This is a genomic window from Streptomyces sp. NPDC090088 (assembly GCF_044747345.1).
Taxonomy (GTDB): domain Bacteria; phylum Actinomycetota; class Actinomycetes; order Streptomycetales; family Streptomycetaceae; genus Streptomyces.
Window position 1 is genome coordinate 616,452 of sequence record NZ_JBIVDZ010000002.1, and the last position, 17,264, is coordinate 633,715.

14 protein-coding genes are annotated in these 17,264 nt (G+C 71.8%); 8 read left to right on the forward strand and 6 right to left on the reverse strand.

Annotated features, from left to right (window positions below; all coding sequences use genetic code 11):
- Positions 1 to 173 precede the first annotated feature (173 nt).
- The 5 genes from ACIPSJ_RS11550 (at position 174) to ACIPSJ_RS11570 (ending at position 5,675) form a co-directional block, all read left to right on the forward strand.
- Positions 174 to 1,157 carry a substrate-binding domain-containing protein gene (locus tag ACIPSJ_RS11550; RefSeq protein WP_401345236.1) on the forward strand — a complete coding sequence of 328 codons (984 nt, stop codon included), beginning with the start codon at positions 174 to 176 and terminating at the stop codon, positions 1,155 to 1,157.
- A 103-nt stretch (positions 1,158 to 1,260) separates the two neighbouring features.
- Positions 1,261 to 2,937: a hypothetical protein gene (locus ACIPSJ_RS11555; protein ID WP_401345237.1), complete on the forward strand. Its 1,677-nt coding sequence runs from the start codon at positions 1,261 to 1,263 to the stop codon at positions 2,935 to 2,937.
- A gap of 111 nt (positions 2,938 to 3,048) precedes the next feature.
- Positions 3,049 to 4,008: a sortase gene (locus ACIPSJ_RS11560; RefSeq protein WP_401345238.1), complete on the forward strand. Its 960-nt coding sequence runs from the start codon at positions 3,049 to 3,051 to the stop codon at positions 4,006 to 4,008.
- Between the two features lie 45 nt (positions 4,009 to 4,053).
- A complete protein-coding gene (locus ACIPSJ_RS11565; protein WP_401345240.1) occupies positions 4,054 to 4,911 on the forward strand; it encodes a phosphate ABC transporter ATP-binding protein in 858 nt (285 codons plus the stop codon).
- Positions 4,912 to 5,285: 374 nt separating this feature from the next.
- The gene (locus tag ACIPSJ_RS11570; protein WP_401345242.1) at positions 5,286 to 5,675 is read left to right on the forward strand and encodes a hypothetical protein; all 390 of its coding nucleotides are present in this window, start codon (positions 5,286 to 5,288) and stop codon (positions 5,673 to 5,675) included.
- 4 nt (positions 5,676 to 5,679) lie between these two features.
- Here the strand turns inward: ACIPSJ_RS11570 and ACIPSJ_RS11575 are convergent, their stop codons facing one another.
- Entirely contained in the window at positions 5,680 to 6,864 is a 1,185-nt protein-coding gene (locus ACIPSJ_RS11575; RefSeq protein WP_401345244.1) for a hypothetical protein, read from the reverse strand.
- A gap of 221 nt (positions 6,865 to 7,085) precedes the next feature.
- Here ACIPSJ_RS11575 and ACIPSJ_RS11580 point away from each other — a divergent pair, with 221 nt between their 5' ends.
- Complete coding sequence (locus ACIPSJ_RS11580; protein WP_401346220.1) at positions 7,086 to 8,672, forward strand: purple acid phosphatase family protein; 1,587 nt, start codon at positions 7,086 to 7,088, stop codon at positions 8,670 to 8,672.
- A gap of 53 nt (positions 8,673 to 8,725) precedes the next feature.
- Here the strand turns inward: ACIPSJ_RS11580 and ACIPSJ_RS11585 are convergent, their stop codons facing one another.
- The 3 genes from ACIPSJ_RS11585 to ACIPSJ_RS11595 all read right to left on the reverse strand — a co-directional run bounded on the left by ACIPSJ_RS11585 (position 8,726) and on the right by ACIPSJ_RS11595 (position 12,125).
- Positions 8,726 to 10,357, reverse strand: coding sequence for a phospho-sugar mutase (locus ACIPSJ_RS11585; protein WP_401345246.1), 1,632 nt, complete (start codon positions 10,355 to 10,357; stop codon positions 8,726 to 8,728).
- A gap of 366 nt (positions 10,358 to 10,723) precedes the next feature.
- Complete coding sequence (locus tag ACIPSJ_RS11590) at positions 10,724 to 11,548, reverse strand: purine-nucleoside phosphorylase (RefSeq protein ID WP_355715536.1); 825 nt, start codon at positions 11,546 to 11,548, stop codon at positions 10,724 to 10,726.
- A gap of 136 nt (positions 11,549 to 11,684) precedes the next feature.
- The gene (locus tag ACIPSJ_RS11595; protein WP_365694784.1) at positions 11,685 to 12,125 is read right to left on the reverse strand and encodes a gamma-glutamylcyclotransferase; all 441 of its coding nucleotides are present in this window, start codon (positions 12,123 to 12,125) and stop codon (positions 11,685 to 11,687) included.
- A gap of 84 nt (positions 12,126 to 12,209) precedes the next feature.
- Here ACIPSJ_RS11595 and ACIPSJ_RS11600 point away from each other — a divergent pair, with 84 nt between their 5' ends.
- Both ACIPSJ_RS11600 and ACIPSJ_RS11605 read left to right on the forward strand, forming a co-directional pair.
- Positions 12,210 to 13,658 (forward strand): NAD(P)H-quinone dehydrogenase, encoded by a 1,449-nt coding sequence (locus ACIPSJ_RS11600; RefSeq protein WP_359218158.1) that lies wholly within the window; start codon positions 12,210 to 12,212, stop codon positions 13,656 to 13,658.
- Positions 13,659 to 13,824: 166 nt separating this feature from the next.
- Positions 13,825 to 14,790 carry a DeoR/GlpR family DNA-binding transcription regulator gene (locus ACIPSJ_RS11605; protein WP_355715527.1) on the forward strand — a complete coding sequence of 322 codons (966 nt, stop codon included), beginning with the start codon at positions 13,825 to 13,827 and terminating at the stop codon, positions 14,788 to 14,790.
- A gap of 13 nt (positions 14,791 to 14,803) precedes the next feature.
- Here ACIPSJ_RS11605 and ACIPSJ_RS11610 read toward each other — a convergent pair whose 3' ends face one another.
- Entirely contained in the window at positions 14,804 to 15,340 is a 537-nt protein-coding gene (locus ACIPSJ_RS11610) for a TetR/AcrR family transcriptional regulator (protein WP_401345249.1), read from the reverse strand.
- Positions 15,341 to 15,414: 74 nt separating this feature from the next.
- Positions 15,415 to 17,187 (reverse strand): acetyl/propionyl/methylcrotonyl-CoA carboxylase subunit alpha, encoded by a 1,773-nt coding sequence (locus ACIPSJ_RS11615; RefSeq protein ID WP_401345251.1) that lies wholly within the window; start codon positions 17,185 to 17,187, stop codon positions 15,415 to 15,417.
- Positions 17,188 to 17,264 lie beyond the last annotated feature (77 nt).

A 17,264-nucleotide genomic window follows, 5' to 3' on the forward strand; every position in this document is an offset into this window, starting at 1 on the left:
TGGATTCACCTAGGTAAGAGATTCGTAACCTGAAGACCGGCTGGATTTTGTGGCCGCCGGTTCGAGTCTGCGGAATTGTTCTGCGTGGCCGGCCGACGGGCCGGTGGCGAAAACAGAATCCGGATTTGCTTGCACGTCCATTGCTCGATCCGTTTCAACGGAGGAGAAATCAAGTGAACGTCAAGTCCCGCGTGCGTATCGGTGCCGCCGTCGGTACGGTCGCCCTGGGCCTCGGTGCCCTGGCCGCTCCCGCCGCCTACGCCGACCCGAGCTCGGCCACCGACTACCGTCAGCTGGCCGGTGTCGGTTCCGACACGACCCAGGACGTGATGAACGCTCTGGGCAACGCGATCACGAACAGCAACGGCAAGGTCATCGCCTCGTGGAACGCCACCGGCTCTTCCACGATCACGACCAAGGCGACCGGCAGCTGCACGATCAACCGCCCCGACGGCTCCGGCGCCGGCATCACCGCGCTGAACACCGCTCTGGACGGCAGCACCGGCTGTGTGGACTTCGCCCGCTCCTCGCGTGGCCCGAACAACACCACCACCACGGACCTGACCTTCATCCCGTACGCCAAGGACGCCGTGTCCTGGGTGAAGCAGGACGGCAGCGCGCTGCCCGACAACCTGACGACCGCCCAGCTCCAGGCGATCTACACGTGCAGCCTGACCTCGCTCAACGGTGTCGCGCTCACCCCGATCCTGCCGCAGTCGGCCTCGGGCACCCGCGCCTTCTTCCTCAGCTCCATCGGCGTGACGACCCCCGGCTCCTGCGTCACCACGAACTCCTCCATCCAGGAGAACGACGGCTCGGTCATCGACAGCGCGGGCGACATCTTCCCGTACTCCGTGGCCCAGTACACCGCCCAGGAGACCGCTACCGTCGACGACCGTCGTGGTGACGCCGTGCTCGGCTCGGTGAACGGCGTGGGTCCGCGGAACGAGGACGACCTCTCGCTGAACCTCTCCTTCCCCTACCTCCGGAACGTCTACAACGTCGTCCCGACGGCCAAGCTGTCGGACGCGCTGATCGCGGACACCTTCGTGGGCACCGGCTCCAAGGTCTGCGCGAACACCAGCACCATCACCGACTACGGCTTCGGCACCCTCGGCAGTGACTGCGGCAGCACCACCCTCAAGGGCGAGAGCTGATCACCGTCCCATAGCCGCACAACGGCCGGGCACCCCATGGGTGTCCGGCCCTGTCGGCGTATTCATCCACAACCCGGACCAGACCCCGCGGGGGGACCACCACATGAATCACCGTCTCGCACCACTCAGATCACCGGTGGCGCTGCTCACCGGCATCGCCCTGCTGTGCGCCGCCCTGGCCGGGGTCCTCGCCTTCTCGGGCCGGGCCCATGCCGCCACCCAGCTCGGCAAGTTCACGATCACGCCCACCACGGGCAGCATCTCGACCTACCCCATGATCACGTCGGTGACGACGACCGCCGGCTGCCCGGACGACACCGCGGGCAAGGCGGCCGTCCTCAAGGTGTTCAACCCCACGAGCGACACCACGCAGGCCACCCTCGGCCAGGGCGCCACCAAGATCGTGGCCGGCTCCGGTCCGTTCACGATGGACGTGACCACCCTGGCCGCCGCGAAGAGCCTGGAGACACGGCTGCGCACCTGGATCCCCGACGGATCCCTCGACGGCACCTACACCCTGGGTCTGGGCTGCGGCGGCGGCACCGACGTCCCGGTCTTCCTCGCCAAGATCCGGGTCGCGGGCGACACCTGGACCCTGCTCGAACAGCAGGCCACGACGCTCGCGGTGAGCGCGGCCACCGGCGTCGCCGTGGGCGGCGACCTCAAGCTCACCGCCACGGTGCTGCCCGCCGCGGCGGCCGGCTCCGTGGAGTTCAAGAACGGCGACACCTCGCTCGGCACCGCGCAGGTCGCCGACGGCAAGGCCGAACTCACGGTCAAGGCACCGGCGATCGGCGGCCCGATGCCCTTCACCGCCTCGTTCACGCCCACCGACGCCGACTCCTACTCCAGCGCCGCGGCCAGTGGCACCGCGAACATCGACTACGTCGTCTCCGCCAAGGACGCCGACGGCACCGCCCTCGGCGACAAGCCGACCCTGTCCATCGGGCAGAAGGTGAAGGTCACCGCCAAGGGCTTCACGCCGGGATCCTCCGTGGCGGTGACGCTCAGCCTGGCCACCAACTCCGACCTGGGCAGTGTGACCGCGAACGCCGACGGTGCCGTGGCGGACTACGCGTTCACCGTGCCCAACGCCCTGACCAACGGCGACCACGCCCTGCGGTTCTCCGAGAAGTCGGGCATCTTCGCCGCGTTCGACTTCGTCAGCACCGACGAGGACACCTCCAGCCCCAGCCCCTCCGACAACCCCGACCTCACCGTCACCGACGAGGACGGCAACACCCTCGACACGAACCCGAGCCTCGAACCCGGCCAGAAGGTGAAGATCACCGCCCGCGGCTACACCGCGAGCGCCGCGGTCAAGGTCACCCTCGCCGACAGCGACGCGACGTTCGACGACGCCAAGGCGGACTCCGACGGCACCGTGAAGAACTACGCGTTCACGGTCCCCAAGGACATCGCGGACGGCGACCACACCCTGACCCTCGCCGAGGACAGGACCGACGGGCACAGCGTCGACTTCGCGTTCACCACCGGCTCCGACGACTCCAGCGAGTCCCCCGAGCCCAGCGCCTCCGCCTCGGACAGCGGCGGCACGGACACGGGCGGTACCGGCAGCGGCGGTTCGGACACCGGCGGTTCCACCGGCGGGGACACCGGCGGCTCCGGCGGCGGCGGCTCCATGGCCTCCACCGGCGCCCAGGTCGGCGCGATCGGCCTGGCCTCCCTCGCGTTCCTGTCCGCCGGTGGCGCCCTCGTGCTCCACATGCGCCGCAAGGGCCTGCTGACCTTCGGCGGCGACGCCCCGCAGCACCGCTGACCGGCCGATCGGCCGACGGATCGGCCCGGGGGCACCCGCCGACGTGCCCCCGGGCCCGCCCCGTCCCCGCAGGAACCCGTAGAGAACCCTCCGCTTCGAGGAGCGCACCCCGTGACCACCCTCGCCCCACCCTCGGCCGGCGCGTCGGCGCCCGCCGACGGACCGCCCGACCCGCCGCCCCCGCCGACCACCGAGCCGCGCCGGGAGACCCCGCGACCCCCCGCCCGCCCCGGGCTCGCACTCGCCGGGGCGGCCCTGTGCGTTCTCGCCGCCGTGCTCCTCGGCTTCGCCGCGAACCTCACGATCGTCGGCCACCTCCAGCACGCCCGCGACCAGCAGACCGCCTACGACGAACTCCGCAAGGAACTCGCCCTGGGCACCGCCCCCGTGGGCCAGCGCGACTACGAGGGCAAGCTGCTGAAGCCGGGCGCGCCCGTCGCCCTGCTGCGCATCCCCGCCCTCGGTCTCCAGGAGGTCGTCGCGGAGGGGACCACCTCCGAGGTGCTGATGGCGGGGCCCGGGCACCGCAGGGACACCCCGCTGCCCGGCCAGGCGGGCACCGCGGTGATCATGGGCCGCCAGTGGGGATACGGCAGCCCCTTCCACGACCTGCGCCAGCTGCCCGTCGGCAGCCGTGTCGAGATCACCACCGGGCAGGACAAGTCGGTCTACGAGGTCACCGGCGTCCGCCGGGCCGGCGACGAACTGCCCGCTCCGGTCGCCGAGGGGCAGGGCCGGCTCACCCTCATCACCGCGACCGGGGCGCCGTACACCCCGAGCGGGGTGCTCCGGGTCGACGCCAAACTGGTCACGGCCGTGCAGCCCAACCCGCCGCGGGACCTGCGGGCGGGCTGGATCGCCGATTCCGAACAGGCCCTCGGCACCGACTCCGGTGCCTGGCTCGGCGTCTTCCTGTGGACCCAGGGCCTGCTGCTCGCCTCGCTGCTCGCGGTGGTCGCCTTCCGCGTCTGGGGCCGCTGGCAGACCTGGATCTGCGCGGGCCCGCTGCTGCTCGCGCTGGGCCTCGCCGACTCCCAGTCCCTCACGGCACTGCTGCCCAACCTGCTCTGAACCCGCTCCGAACCACCGGCCACCGCACGGAAGTTGACCAACCCAATGTCCGAGAACACCGATCTCGTCGACACCGTCGTCCAGCCGCCCGTCGAGAGCATCGGCGGCGGACCCCGCTTCGGGGACGGCCCCGCCTCCCTGCGCGCCGACGCCGTCTCCGCCTGGTTCGGCGACCACAAGGTCCTCGACCGGGTCTCGCTCACCATGCCCGCACGCCAGGTCACCGCGCTCATCGGCCCCTCCGGCTGCGGCAAGTCGACCTTCCTGCGCATCCTCAACCGGATGCACGAACTGATCGGCTCGGCCTCGCTGGCCGGGCGGGTCCTCCTCGACGAGGTCGACGTCTACGACCGCGGCCGGCGCATCACCCACGCCCGCCGCGAGATCGGCATGGTCTTCCAGAAGCCGAACCCGTTCCCGGCGATGTCGATCTACGACAACGTCGTCGCCGGACTCAAGCTCAACGCCATCAAGGTCGGCCGCGACGGCAGGGACGACCTGGTCGAGGAGTGCCTCACCAAGGCCGGCCTGTGGAAGGAGGTCCGGGACCGGCTCCGCCAGCCCGGCGGCGCGCTCTCCGGCGGCCAGCAGCAGCGGCTGTGCATCGCCCGCTCGCTCGCCGTACGGCCCCGCGTGCTGCTGATGGACGAGCCGTGCTCGGCGCTCGACCCGACGTCCACCCGCCGGATCGAGGAGACCATCCACGACCTCAAGGACGAGGTGACCATCGTCATCGTCACCCACAACATGCAGCAGGCCGCCCGCGTCTCCGACAACTGCGCCTTCTTCCTCGCCTCGCACGGCACGCCCGGTGTGATCGTCGAGCACGGCGACACCCACGCGATGTTCAACTCGCCCCAGGACGAGAGGACCTCGGACTACGTGAACGGACGCTTCGGGTGACGGGGGCGGGAGGCGGACGGGTCACCGGGGCGCTGGCGGCGGTGCTGCTTCTCGCCGGGTGCGGGGCCGGGGCGGGTACGGGGGCAGGGGAAAGCAACAGGGGTGGGGCCGGGGGTGGGGCCGGGGGCGGGGCGCGGGTCCCGGACACCGCTGCCCGGGTGGCGACTCCCTCGGCGTCGACGACGCCGTCGCGGTCGGCTCCGTCCGTCTCCGCCTCCCTCGCGCCGCCGGTGCGCCGTGCCCCGCGGTCCGGTACGCCTCGTCCGCCGGCCAGCGCGGGAGGCCGGGTGCCCGGCCCGGACCTGTCCAGCCGGGTGCCCGTCACGTCGTCACGCCGTCCGTCCGCCAGCGCGCCGGCCTCGAAGGTGCCGGAGGTGCCGAAGACCCCGGAGGCCGCGACCGGCGCCACCATCCGGATCGGCACCTGGTCCGCGGGCGTGATCCGCGGCGGGCAGGACGAGGTCGACGCCTGCCAGGACGCCGTGCAGTGGGCGGGGCCCAACATCGGCACCGAGGACGGCTACGAGATGCGGACCGTCGTGATCGTCGGTCACGACTACTGCGGGTTCGACCTGTTCGCCACGTTGCGCGTCGGAACCCGGGTCACCATCGGCACCCCGCGCGGCACCTGGAGCTACACCGTCTACGCCCACTACGTCACCCCGGGCCGCGGCGCCCCGGCCGCCGGGCTCTACTGGGGCGACCTCACCCTCCAGTCGTGCGTGGGTCCCGACACCGGGTTCAGCTACCTCGTACGGGACTGACCGCTCACGGTGCGCTCGGCCACACCAGGAGCATGTACGCCCCGCAGTACGCCGAGCCCGCGATCGCCGCCGTCAGGGCGAGTACACGTACCCGCGTCGAGGCGCGGGCCAGATACCCGGCGAGCGGCAGCAGGAGGGGGAAGCCGGGGAGGAGGAAGCGGGCGCGGGGGAAGTAGACGCCGCCGCTGGCCGCCACGATCAGCAGCAGGACCGCGCTGAACACGAGCAGCGGGAGCGGTTGCCGGTCGGCCGCGGCCAGTCCGAACAGGACGACGGAGGCCAGCATGGTCAGGCTCACCACGACCAGGAACAGCTCCGGGCGCGAGACCTGCCCGAACAGGTGCCGCAGCCAGCGCAGCGTCTCCGCACCGCCGTCCAGCTCGTTGTGCCACATCCGCTGCACGGCGAAGTAGCCGTCCCAGCGGTGGAGTCTGACGCCCACCCAGCCCACGTACGCGCACCAGCCGAGGGGGGCCAGCAGGGCCGCCGTCAGGGCGCGGGGCGAGCGGCGGGTACGCAGGGAGAGCAGCGCGGTGACGGTGACCGCGGCGGCCACGGCGATGCCGGTCGGCCGGGTCAGACCGGCCAGGACCGAGCCGGCCGCCGCGTACAGCCAGCGCTCGGTCAGCACCGCGTACAGCGTCCACGCGGCGAACGCCGTGAAGAGGGACTCGGTGTAGCCCATCCACTGGACGAGTCCGACCGGGTACGCCGCCCACAGCACGGTGAGCAGGACACCGACCCGGCGGCCGGCCAGCCGGTCGCCCACCGCGAACACGCCCCAGGCCGCGAAGAGCGAGGCCAGCCAGGAGAGGACCAGTCCGGTACTGGCCCGGGTGCCCGGGGTCAGCGCCGCGACGGCCTTGACCAGGAGCGGGTACAGCGGGAAGAACGCCAGGTTGTTGTGGTCGTACGCGGTGCCGAGTACGTGGACGTACCCGTGGTCGGCGATGCCGAGGTACCAGCGGGAGTCCCACTGCGTCGCCAGCATCGGCCACACCCCGTGGTGCCGCCGGTGCGCCCACACGGTGAGGACCAGCAGCCCCGTGAGGCGTACGGCGAGGTACGCGGCGAGCGCCGGAGCCGCCCGGCGCAGGGCGTGGCGGGGGACGGTCGCGGTGGGGAGGTGGGGTCGTCGGGTGCCCGGGATGTGCCCGTGGGGGGCGGTGTCGGGGGCGGTCGGGGACACGGCGGCGGCTCCAGTACGACGGCTGTTTCGGCGGGGGTTACCCGTTCACCGTTTCCCGGCCGCCGGGGCCGTGCATGGAGCCCGCGTCAACTGCCGCCCGTAAATCACCCGATGGGGTGCTACGGACTCGTACATGGGTCAACGAAAAGGTTTAGTCCAGTCGGTATTCACCGGCCGCTGCCAGCCTCCGGGCCATGACGCCTCCCCTGAACACGCCCCGCATGGGCATCCCCGCCGAACTCGCCGACCGGCTCACCATGCCCGAGCGCCACGAATACCTGCGGCGCGCGCTGTCCCGGCGCGGCCTGCTGCGGTCCGGCGCGGTCGCCGCGGCGGCGAGCGCCGGGCTCGCCGCGGTCGCGGGTACCGCCGGTGCGGCCGGCTCCGCCGGTGCCGCCACACCTGATCTGATCACCCGTTCGGCCACGGAGACAGTGGACGGCGCGTTCGTCGCGCCGTTCGGCAGACATCTGACCTACGGCGCCGACCCGCGGACCCAGATGCGGGTCTCCTGGCAGGTTCCGCTGCCCGTCCGCAACCCCTATCTGCGCGTCGGACTCAGCCCGCTCGACCTCGGCCACCGGGTGCGCGCCGAGGTCCGCGACCTGTTCACGCCGGCCGGGGTCGGCAAGAGCGCCGACATCGACCAGTACTACGTGCACGCGGCGCTGGACGGGCTGCGGGCGGGGACGACGTACTACTACGGCGTCGGGCACGACGGGTTCGACCCCGCCGGTCCGGGGGCCGCGCACAGTGTGTACTCCTTCACGACGGCTCCCGCCGAGCGTGCCGTCCGGCCGTTCACCTTCACCGCGTTCGGCGACCAGAACCCGAGCTACACCTCCATCGGACTCAACGCCCTCGTCCAGGCCCAGGACCCGGCCTTCCACCTGCACGCCGGCGACATCTGCTACGCCGAGGAGACCGGGCACGGCCTGCCCGCCGACAGCAGCAGCTACGACGCCCGGCAGTGGGACCAGTTCCTCGCCCAGATCGAGCCGCTCTCCAGCCGGGTGCCGTGGATGGTCGCGTTCGGCAACCACGACATGGAAGCCTGGTACTCGCCCAACGGGTACGGCGGCAACGAGGCCCGGTTCACCCTGCCCGGCAACGGGTTCGACGCGGCCAACGCGCCGGGCGTCTACTCGTTCGTGCACGGCAACGTCGGGGTCGTCTCGGTGGACGCCAACGACGTGTCGTACGAGATCCCCGCCAACCTCGGCTACAGCGGCGGCCGGCAGGCCGCCTGGCTCGACCAGCGGCTCGGGGAGCTGCGCCGGGATCCCGGTGTCGACTTCATCGTGGTCTTCCACCACCACTGCGCCTACTCGACGACCAGCTCGCACGCCTCCGAGGGCGGGGTGCGGGAGCAGTGGGTGCCGCTGTACGAGAAGCACCAGGTGGATCTTGTCGTCAATGGGCACAACCACGTCTACGAGCGGACCGACCCGGTGGTGCGGGACCAGGCCGTGCGCGCGCTGCCCATCGGCGGGACGCACGAGCCGGTGCGCGGGGGTGTCGTGTACGTGACGGCCGGTGCGGGTGGTGAGAGCGTCTACAGCTTCCCGGTGGCCGACAGCTACGAGGGGAACGAGGACGAGGTCGGGTCCGTGCCGACCTACTACACCGGGTCCGGCGGCAAGGTCACCGAGAACGTCGACTGGTCGCGGGTGCGGTACACCGGGTACTCGTTCATCCGCGTCGACGTGAAGCCCGCGCACCGGGGCGGGACGGCCACGCTGACCGTGCGGGCGCTGGCCGCGACGGGGGCGGAGGTGGACCGGTTCACGGTCGCTCGTCGCGCGTAGGGCGGGCTGAGCATCGGGTGGGGTGCCCCGGGTCGGGGGCACCCCACGGTGCGTCAGATGCCGGCCGCGGCCGACAGGTCGTGCTTGAGCGACGTGAGGAGGGCGGTGGCCTGCTCGCGGGCCTTGGGCAGGGCGTCGTGGCCGGTCACGGGGACGACCACTTCCAGGTAGCACTTCAGCTTGGGCTCGGTGCCGCTGGGGCGGACGATGACCCGGGCGCCGGTGAGGGTGTAGCGGAGGCCGTCGGTGGGGGGCAGGGTGTCGGTGCCCTGGGTGAGATCCTCGGCCTTGGTGACGGGGAGGCCCGCCAGTGCGGTGGGAGGCTGCTCGCGGAGGCGGCGCATGGCGGCCGCGATGAGGGAGAGATCCTGGACGCGGACCGAGAGCTGGTCGGTGGCGTGCAGACCGTGCTCGACGGCGAGGTCGTCGAGGAGGTCGAGGAGGGTGCGCCCCTCCTCCTTGAGGACCGAGGCCAGTTCGGTGATCAGGAGGGCCGCGGTGATGCCGTCCTTGTCGCGGACGCCGTCGGGGTCGACGCAGTAGCCGAGGGCCTCCTCGTAGCCGTAGCGCAGGCCGTCGACGCGGGCGATCCACTTGAAGCCGGTGAGGGTCTCCTCGTAGGGGAGGCCCGCCTTCTCGGCGATACGGCCGAGGAGGGAGGAGGAGACGATCGACTCGGCGAACACGCCGGTCGCGCCGCGGCGGACCAGGTGGGCGGCGAGCAGGGAGCCGACCTCGTCGCCGCGGAGCATGCGCCACTCGCCGTCCTGCTTGACGGCGGCGGCGCAGCGGTCGGCGTCCGGGTCGTTGGCGATGATCAGGTCGGGGTCGCTCTCGCGGGCCTTCGCGAAGGAGAGGTCCATCGCGCCGGGCTCTTCCGGGTTGGGGAAGGCGACGGTGGGGAAGTCCGGGTCCGGGTCGGCCTGTTCGGCGACGAGGGCGGGGGCGGGGAAGCCGGCGCGGGCGAAGGCGGCGAGGAGGGTGTCCTTGCCGACGCCGTGCATGGCCGTGTAGACGGTGCGGGCGGTGCGGGGGGAGCCGGGGGACAGGACGGCGTCCGTGCGGGCCAGGTAGGCCTCCAGGACGGCGTCGTCGAGGGTTTCCCAGCCGGCGTCCGGGCGGGGGACGTCGTGGAGGCTCGCGATCGCCTGGATCTCGGCGGCGATCTCGGCGTCGGCGGGGGGCACGATCTGGGAGCCGTCGCCGAGGTAGACCTTGTAGCCGTTGTCGCGGGGCGGGTTGTGGCTGGCGGTGACCTCCACGCCGGCCACCGCGCCCAGGTGCCGTATGGCGAAGGCCAGGACCGGGGTGGGGAGGGGGCGGGGGAGGACGGCGGCGCGGAGGCCGGCGCCGGTCATGACCGCGGCGGTGTCGCGGGCGAAGTCGGCGGACTTGTGGCGGGCGTCGTAGCCGATCACGACGAGGCCGGTGCCCTGGCCCCGGGTCTTGAGGTAGGCGGCGAGACCGGCCGCGGCGCGGATCACTACGGCGCGGTTCATGCGCATCGGGCCGGCGCCGAGTTCGCCGCGGAGGCCGGCGGTGCCGAACTGGAGGGTGCCGCTGAAGCGGGCCGACAGTTCGGTGAGGTCGGCGGCGTCGATGAGCTTGGCCAGCTCGTCGCGGGTGTCCGGGTCGGGGTCCTCGGCGAGCCAGGTCCTGGCCCGGGCGATGAGATCGTCTTGCACGGTCGGGTCTCCAGGTCTCGTGTGGGTGCCTGCGGCGCCTGTGCGGCTTCGGTGGGGGCGGGCGTAGCGCCTACGGGGGGTGGGGAGTCGGGGCCGGGGCGGGGGGGGGGGGGGGGGGGGGGGGGGGGGGGGGGGGGGGGTGTCCGTCCTCGGGCCGGCGATGACGCATCTCGAATCGTGAACGACGATCGACGCCGACCGCTGCGGGCGGACACCCCCCCACCCCGTCCCCTTCCCGCCGCGTGCGCCCGCGCCGCGTCAGGGGGGACGACAGGGGGGACTTCAGCGCCCCGTCAGGGGCGCGCGACCAGCCACTACGGACCCGCAGACGCCTACGGCCGAACGTGGCACCCCCTACGGCGTCCTTCAGAGCCTGCCGAGTACCTGCGCCAGCAGCGAACCCATCCGCGCTGCGCTGTCCCGGCCCGCCTGGAGGACCTCCTCGTGGTTGAGGGGCTCGCCCGTCATGCCGGCGGCGAGGTTCGTGACGAGGGAGATGCCCAGGACCTCGGCGCCCGCCTCGCGCGCGGCGATCGCCTCGAGGACCGTCGACATGCCCACCAGGTCCGCGCCGATCACGCGGGCCATGCGGATCTCGGCCGGGGTCTCGTAGTGCGGGCCGGGGAACTGGGCGTAGACGCCCTCTTCGAGGGAGGGGTCGATCTCCTTGCACAGGGCGCGCAGGCGGGGGGAGTAGAGATCGGTGAGGTCGACGAAGTTGGCGCCGACGATGGGGGAGGTCGCCGTCAGGTTGATGTGGTCGCTGATCAGGACGGGCTGGCCGGGGCGCATGCCCTCGCGGAGGCCGCCGCAGCCGTTGGTGAGGACGATCGTCTTGCAGCCGGCGGCGACGGCGGTGCGCACGCCGTGTGCGACGGCGGCGACGCCCCGGCCCTCGTAGTAGTGCGTGCGGCCGAGGAAGACCAGCGCGCGCTTGTCACCGATGGCGTACGAGCGGATCGTGCCGCCGTGCCCCTCGACGGCCGGCGGCGGGAAGCCGGGCAGCTCGGTGACCTGGAACTCGGCGTCGGCGGCGCCCAGGGCGTCGACGGCCGGAGCCCAGCCGGAGCCCATCACGAGGGCGACGTCGTGGGTGTCGGCGCCCGTGAGCTCGCGCAGGCGAGCGGCGGCCGCGTCGGCGGCGGCGTGGGGGTCGCCCTGGATGTCGTCCGGAAGAAGAGATGCGTTCACGCGGATGAGAGTAGCCGGTCCGGGCCTACGCGCGTAGATGACGGAGCTCACGGGATGGCGATCGTTGTCTTGTCGTTTCCAACGAGCGGTGTGACGCAGGTGACCTTTGTGTCGGCTGTGGATGGTCTGTGCGGCTTCAGCAGGGGCGCTTGCGGAGTTCCATCACGTAGTCGTGGGGGGCGCCCGCGGACTCGGCCGCGTCGGCGATCTCGCCGAGGTAGCGGGCGGAGGGGAGGCCGCCCTCGTAGCCGTTGAGGACGTAGAGCCAGGCCGTCTCCTCGCCCTCCAGTGTGTGGACGCGTACGCGGGCGCGGCGGTAGATGCCCATGGCCACGCCCTCCCAGCGGTCCATGGACTCCTCGTCCGGCGGGGCGATGTCGTAGAGGCCGACGAAGATCTGGGACATCGGGTCCTCGACGATCGTCGCCAGCGCGCCTTCCCAGCCCATGTGCTCGCCGCCGAAGGTCAGCCGCCAACCGTTCAGCCATCCGGTGGCGCGCAGGGGGGAGTGCGGGGCGCGGCGGGACATCAGCCGCGCGTCGAGATTGCCGGCGTAGGCGGCGTAGAGCGACGACATGGGGAGAGAGTACGGCAGCCGTCCCATGGGTCACTCCCGTCCCAGGGCGCCCCCGGGCAGTAGCACCTTGAAGCGTGCGGGACAATGGAGTACGTGACTCGGATCGTGATCATCGGTGGCGGACCCGGCGGCTATGAAGCGGCGCTGGTGGCCGCGCAGCTCGGCGCGGAGGTGACCGTCGTCGACTGCGACGGTCTGGGCGGAGCGTCGGTGCTGACCGACTGTGTGCCGTCGAAGACCCTTATCGCTACGGCCGAGGTCATGACGACCTTCGATTCGTCGTACGAAGAGCTGGGGATCATCGTCGCCGATGACACTCCGCCGCTGGAGCAGGCCGCTCGGGTGGTGGGGGTCGACCTGGGGAAGGTCAACCGGCGGGTGAAGCGGCTGGCGCTGGCGCAGTCGCATGACATCACCGCCTCGGTGACGCGTGCGGGTGCGCGGGTCATGCGGGGGCGGGGGCGGCTGGAGGGCATGCAGGCCCTGGACGGGTCGCGGAAGATCGTCGTCAGCGCGGCGGACGGGAGCCAGGAGACCCTCGTCGCGGACGCGGTGCTGATCGCCACCGGTGGGCATCCGCGGGAGGTGCCCGACGCGCTGCCCGACGGCGAGCGGATCCTGAACTGGACGCAGGTGTACGACCTGACCGAGCTGCCCGAGGAACTCATCGTGGTCGGGTCCGGTGTGACCGGCGCCGAGTTCGCGGGTGCCTACCAGGCGCTGGGGTCGAAGGTCACGCTGGTGTCGTCGCGGGACCGCGTGCTGCCCGGTGAGGACCCGGACGCGGCCGCGGTGCTGGAGGACGTCTTCCGGCGGCGCGGGATGAACGTGATGGCCCGGTCGCGTGCGGCCGCGGCGAAGAGGGTGGGGGACCGGGTCGAGGTCACGCTCGCGGACGGGCGGGTCATCAGCGGCACGCACTGCCTGATGGCCGTCGGTGCCATTCCGAACAGTGCGGGGCTGGGGCTGGAGGAGGCGGGCGTCAAGCTGCGCGACTCCGGGCACATCTGGACCGACAAGGTGAGCCGGACGAGCGCGCCGGGCGTGTATGCGGCCGGTGACGTGACCGGTGTCTTCGCTCTCGCGTCGGTGGCCGCCATGCAGGGGCGGATCGCCATGTACCACTTCCTGGGTGACGCGGTGGCGCCGCTGAACCTGAAGACCGTCTCGTCGAACGTGTTCACCGACCCGGAGATCGCGACGGTGGGCTACACGCAGGCGGACGTGGACGCCGGGAAGATCGATGCCCGCGTGGTGAAGCTGCCGCTGCTGCGCAACCCGCGCGCGAAGATGCAGGGCATCCGGGACGGCTTCGTGAAGCTGTTCTGCCGGCCGGGGACGGGGATCATCGTGGGCGGTGTGGTCGTGTCGCCCCGGGCTTCGGAGCTGATCCATCCGATCTCGATCGCCGTCGACAACAATCTGACGGTCGAACAGATCGCGAACGCGTTCACCGTGTATCCGTCCCTTTCGGGGTCGATCGCGGAGGTCGCACGTCAGTTGCACACCCGGAAGACCGGCAGCGAACTCTGACGGCCGGAACCGACTCCCCGCTGGTCACGGGGAGTTGTCGAGCATGCGTACGGCATAGTCGGCCGGTCTGGGCTCTATACCACTTCTGACCCTGCTGTGCGAACAACTTCTGCTATTCGGCGCAAACTGCTGAAAGCAGACGGTCGTTGGGGTTACTGTCAGTTTCGTGTTCGCTGCAGAACGTCGCCAATTGATCCTCGAAATGGTGCGAGCGAACGGGGCCGTGTCGCTCCGTGAGCTCGCCCGCGTCGTCCAGACCTCAGAAGTGACCGTACGGCGGGACGTGCGCGCACTGGAGGCAGAAGGACTCCTCGACCGCCGGCACGGCGGTGCGGTACTGCCGGGCGGGTTCACGCGGGAGTCCGGCTTTCCGCAAAAATCTCATCTCGCGACCGCCGAGAAGACGGCCATCGCCGATCTCGCCGCGGGTCTCGTCGAAGAGGGCGAGGCCATCGTGGTCGGAGCGGGGACCACCACACAGGAGCTCGCGCGCCGGCTGGCGAGAGTTCCCGGACTCACCGTCGTCACCAACTCGCTGCTGGTGGCGCAGGCGCTGGCCCATGCCAACCGGGTCGAGGTCGTGATGACCGGCGGAACGCTCCGCGGGTCCAACTACGCCCTCGTGGGCTCCGGCGCGGAGCAGTCCCTGCAGGGGCTGCGCGTGTCGAAGGCCTTCCTGTCGGGCAGCGGCCTGACCGCCGAGCGGGGGCTCTCCACGTCCAACATGCTGTCCGCCTCGGTGGACAGGGCGCTGGTGCAGGCCGCCGCGGAGGTGGTCGTCCTCGCCGACCACACCAAGCTCGGTACGGACACGATGTTCCAGACCGTGCCGACCGATCTCATCACCCGGCTGGTCACGGACGAGCCGCCGGCTCATGACGACCGTGCCGCCACCGAGCTTCAGGCCCTCGCCGACCAGGGGGTGCAGATCGCCGTGGCCGGGGCGTCCGGAAACCCGGGGGGTGATCAGGTCCCGACGCGCCAGCAACAGCATCAACAGCGTCGGGACGTGTCCCTGCCGGGGCCGCGGCGGGGCCAGGTGCCGGGGAACGGGCTGCGCTCGGCCTCGGTGCTCGGAGAGCCGCCTACGGGGGCCGAGCGGGCGCGGGTCGCCGATCTCCGGCGGCGCTGAGGGCGCGCGCCCCTCAGGTCAGTCCTCGCAGCGTCAGCTGTAGCAGTCTGTCCGCCAGATCCGGGTCTCCGGGTGACTCCTCCACTGCCAGGGCGATGGCGTGGGTGAGTCGGAGGAGGTCACCGATCCGCACGTCCGGCCGTACCGTCCCCGCCTCCTGAGCGCGGGTCAGCAGAGCCGTACCCGCCTCCGTCATCGGGGTGCCGCAGCGGGACAGGGCCGAGTCCGAGGACGCCGACATCAGGGCCTTCGACAGGCCCCGGTACTCGGCCGCGTGGACGACCACCTCGTGCAGCCAGGTCAGCAGGGCCTGGCAGGGGTGGGAAGCCGACTCCAACTCCCGCGCCCGGTCCAGAAGTTCGTTCACCGCGCCCTCGAAGACCGCGCTCATCAGGGCGTGCCGGTTGGGGAAGTGGCGGTAGAGGGTGCCGATGCCCACGCCCGCCCGGCGGGCCACGTCCTCCAGCGAGGCGTCGGTGCCGTGTTCGGCGAACACGGTGCGGGCCTCGGCGAGCAGCCGGTCGTGGTTGCGGCGGGCGTCGGCGCGCATGGGCCGTTCCGGAGAACTCGGCGCCCGGCGAACGGTCGGATGCCGTTCGCCGGGCGATGCGGTGCGGGGCGTCGTCAGTCCTTGATCTCGCAGATCACGGCGCCGGAGGTGAGGGAGGCACCGACCTCGGCGGCGAGGCCCTTGACGGTGCCGGCCTTGTGCGCGTTGAGCGGCTGTTCCATCTTCATCGCTTCGAGGACGACGATCAGGTCGCCCTCCTTGACCTCCTGGCCCTCCTCGACGGCGACCTTGACGATCGTGCCCTGCATGGGCGAGGCGAGGGTGTCGCCGGAGGCGACCGGGCCGGACTTCTTCGCGGCCCGGCGCTTCGGCTTGGCGCCGGCGGCCAGGCCGGTGCGGGCCAGGGTCATGCCCAGGGACGCGGGGAGGGAGACCTCCAGGCGCTTGCCGCCGACCTCGACGACGACCGTCTCACGGCCGTTGTCCTCCTCGGCCTCGGCGTCGGCCGGGGCGGCGAAGGGCTTGATCTCGTTGACGAACTCGGTCTCGATCCAGCGGGTGTGGACCGTGAACGGGTCCTCGGAGCCGGTGAGCTCGGGCGCGAACGCCGGGTCGCGGACGACGACGCGGTGGAAGGGGATGGCGGTGGCCATGCCCTCGACCTGGAACTCGTCCAGCGCGCGGGCGGCCCGCTGGAGGGCCTCGGCGCGGGTGCGGCCGGTCACGATCAGCTTGGCGAGGAGGGAGTCCCAGGCCGGGCCGATCACGCTGCCGGCCTCGACGCCCGCGTCCAGGCGGACACCGGGCCCCGAGGGCGCGTCGAAGCGGGTGACGGTGCCGGGGGCGGGGAGGAAGTTGCGGCCGGGGTCCTCGCCGTTGATCCGGAACTCGAAGGAGTGCCCGCGCAGGGCCGGGTCGTCGTAGCCGAGTGGTTCGCCGTCGGCGATCCGGAACATCTCGCGGACCAGGTCGATGCCCGCGACCTCCTCGGTCACCGGGTGCTCGACCTGGAGGCGGGTGTTGACCTCCAGGAAGGAGATCGTGCCGTCCTGCCCGACCAGGAACTCACACGTACCGGCGCCCTCGTAGGCGGCCTCCTTGAGGATGGCCTTGGACGCCCGGTACAGCTCGTCGACCTGCGCCTCGGACAGGAACGGCGCGGGCGCCTCCTCCACCAGCTTCTGGTGACGGCGCTGTAGCGAGCAGTCGCGGGTGGAGACGACGACCACGTTGCCGTGCTTGTCGGCCAGGCACTGGGTCTCCACGTGCCGGGGGCGGTCCAGGTAGCGCTCGACGAAGCACTCGCCACGCCCGAACGCGGCCACCGCCTCACGCACCGCGGACTCGTACAGCTCGGGGACCTCTTCGAGGGTCCGGGCGACCTTCAGGCCGCGCCCGCCGCCGCCGAAGGCCGCCTTGATGGCGATCGGCAGACCGTGCTCGGCGGCGAACGCGACGACCTCGTCGGCGCCGGAGACCGGATCGGGGGTACCGGCCACCAGCGGGGCACCGGCCCGCTGGGCGATATGACGGGCCGCCACCTTGTCACCCAGATCACGGATGGCCTGCGGCGGCGGGCCGATCCACGTCAGACCCGCGTCCAGGACCGCCTGCGCGAACTCGGCGTTCTCCGAGAGGAAGCCGTAGCCCGGGTGAACGGCGTCCGCCCCCGCCTCACGCGCCGCGTTCAGGACCTTGTCGATGTCCAGATAGCTGGTGGCCGGGGTGTCACCGCCCAGGGCGAACGCCTCATCCGCGGCGCGGACATGCAGAGCGTCACGGTCCGGATCCGCATAGACGGCCACGCTCGCGATTCCAGCGTCCCGGCAGGCCCGGGCCACGCGGACAGCGATTTCGCCACGGTTGGCGATGAGCACCTTGCGCACGATTGAGGCTCCCTCCTTGAAACAAGCCGAGTTTAGGGACTGCCGACACGGCACTTCGACCCGTCCCCAATGGTGAG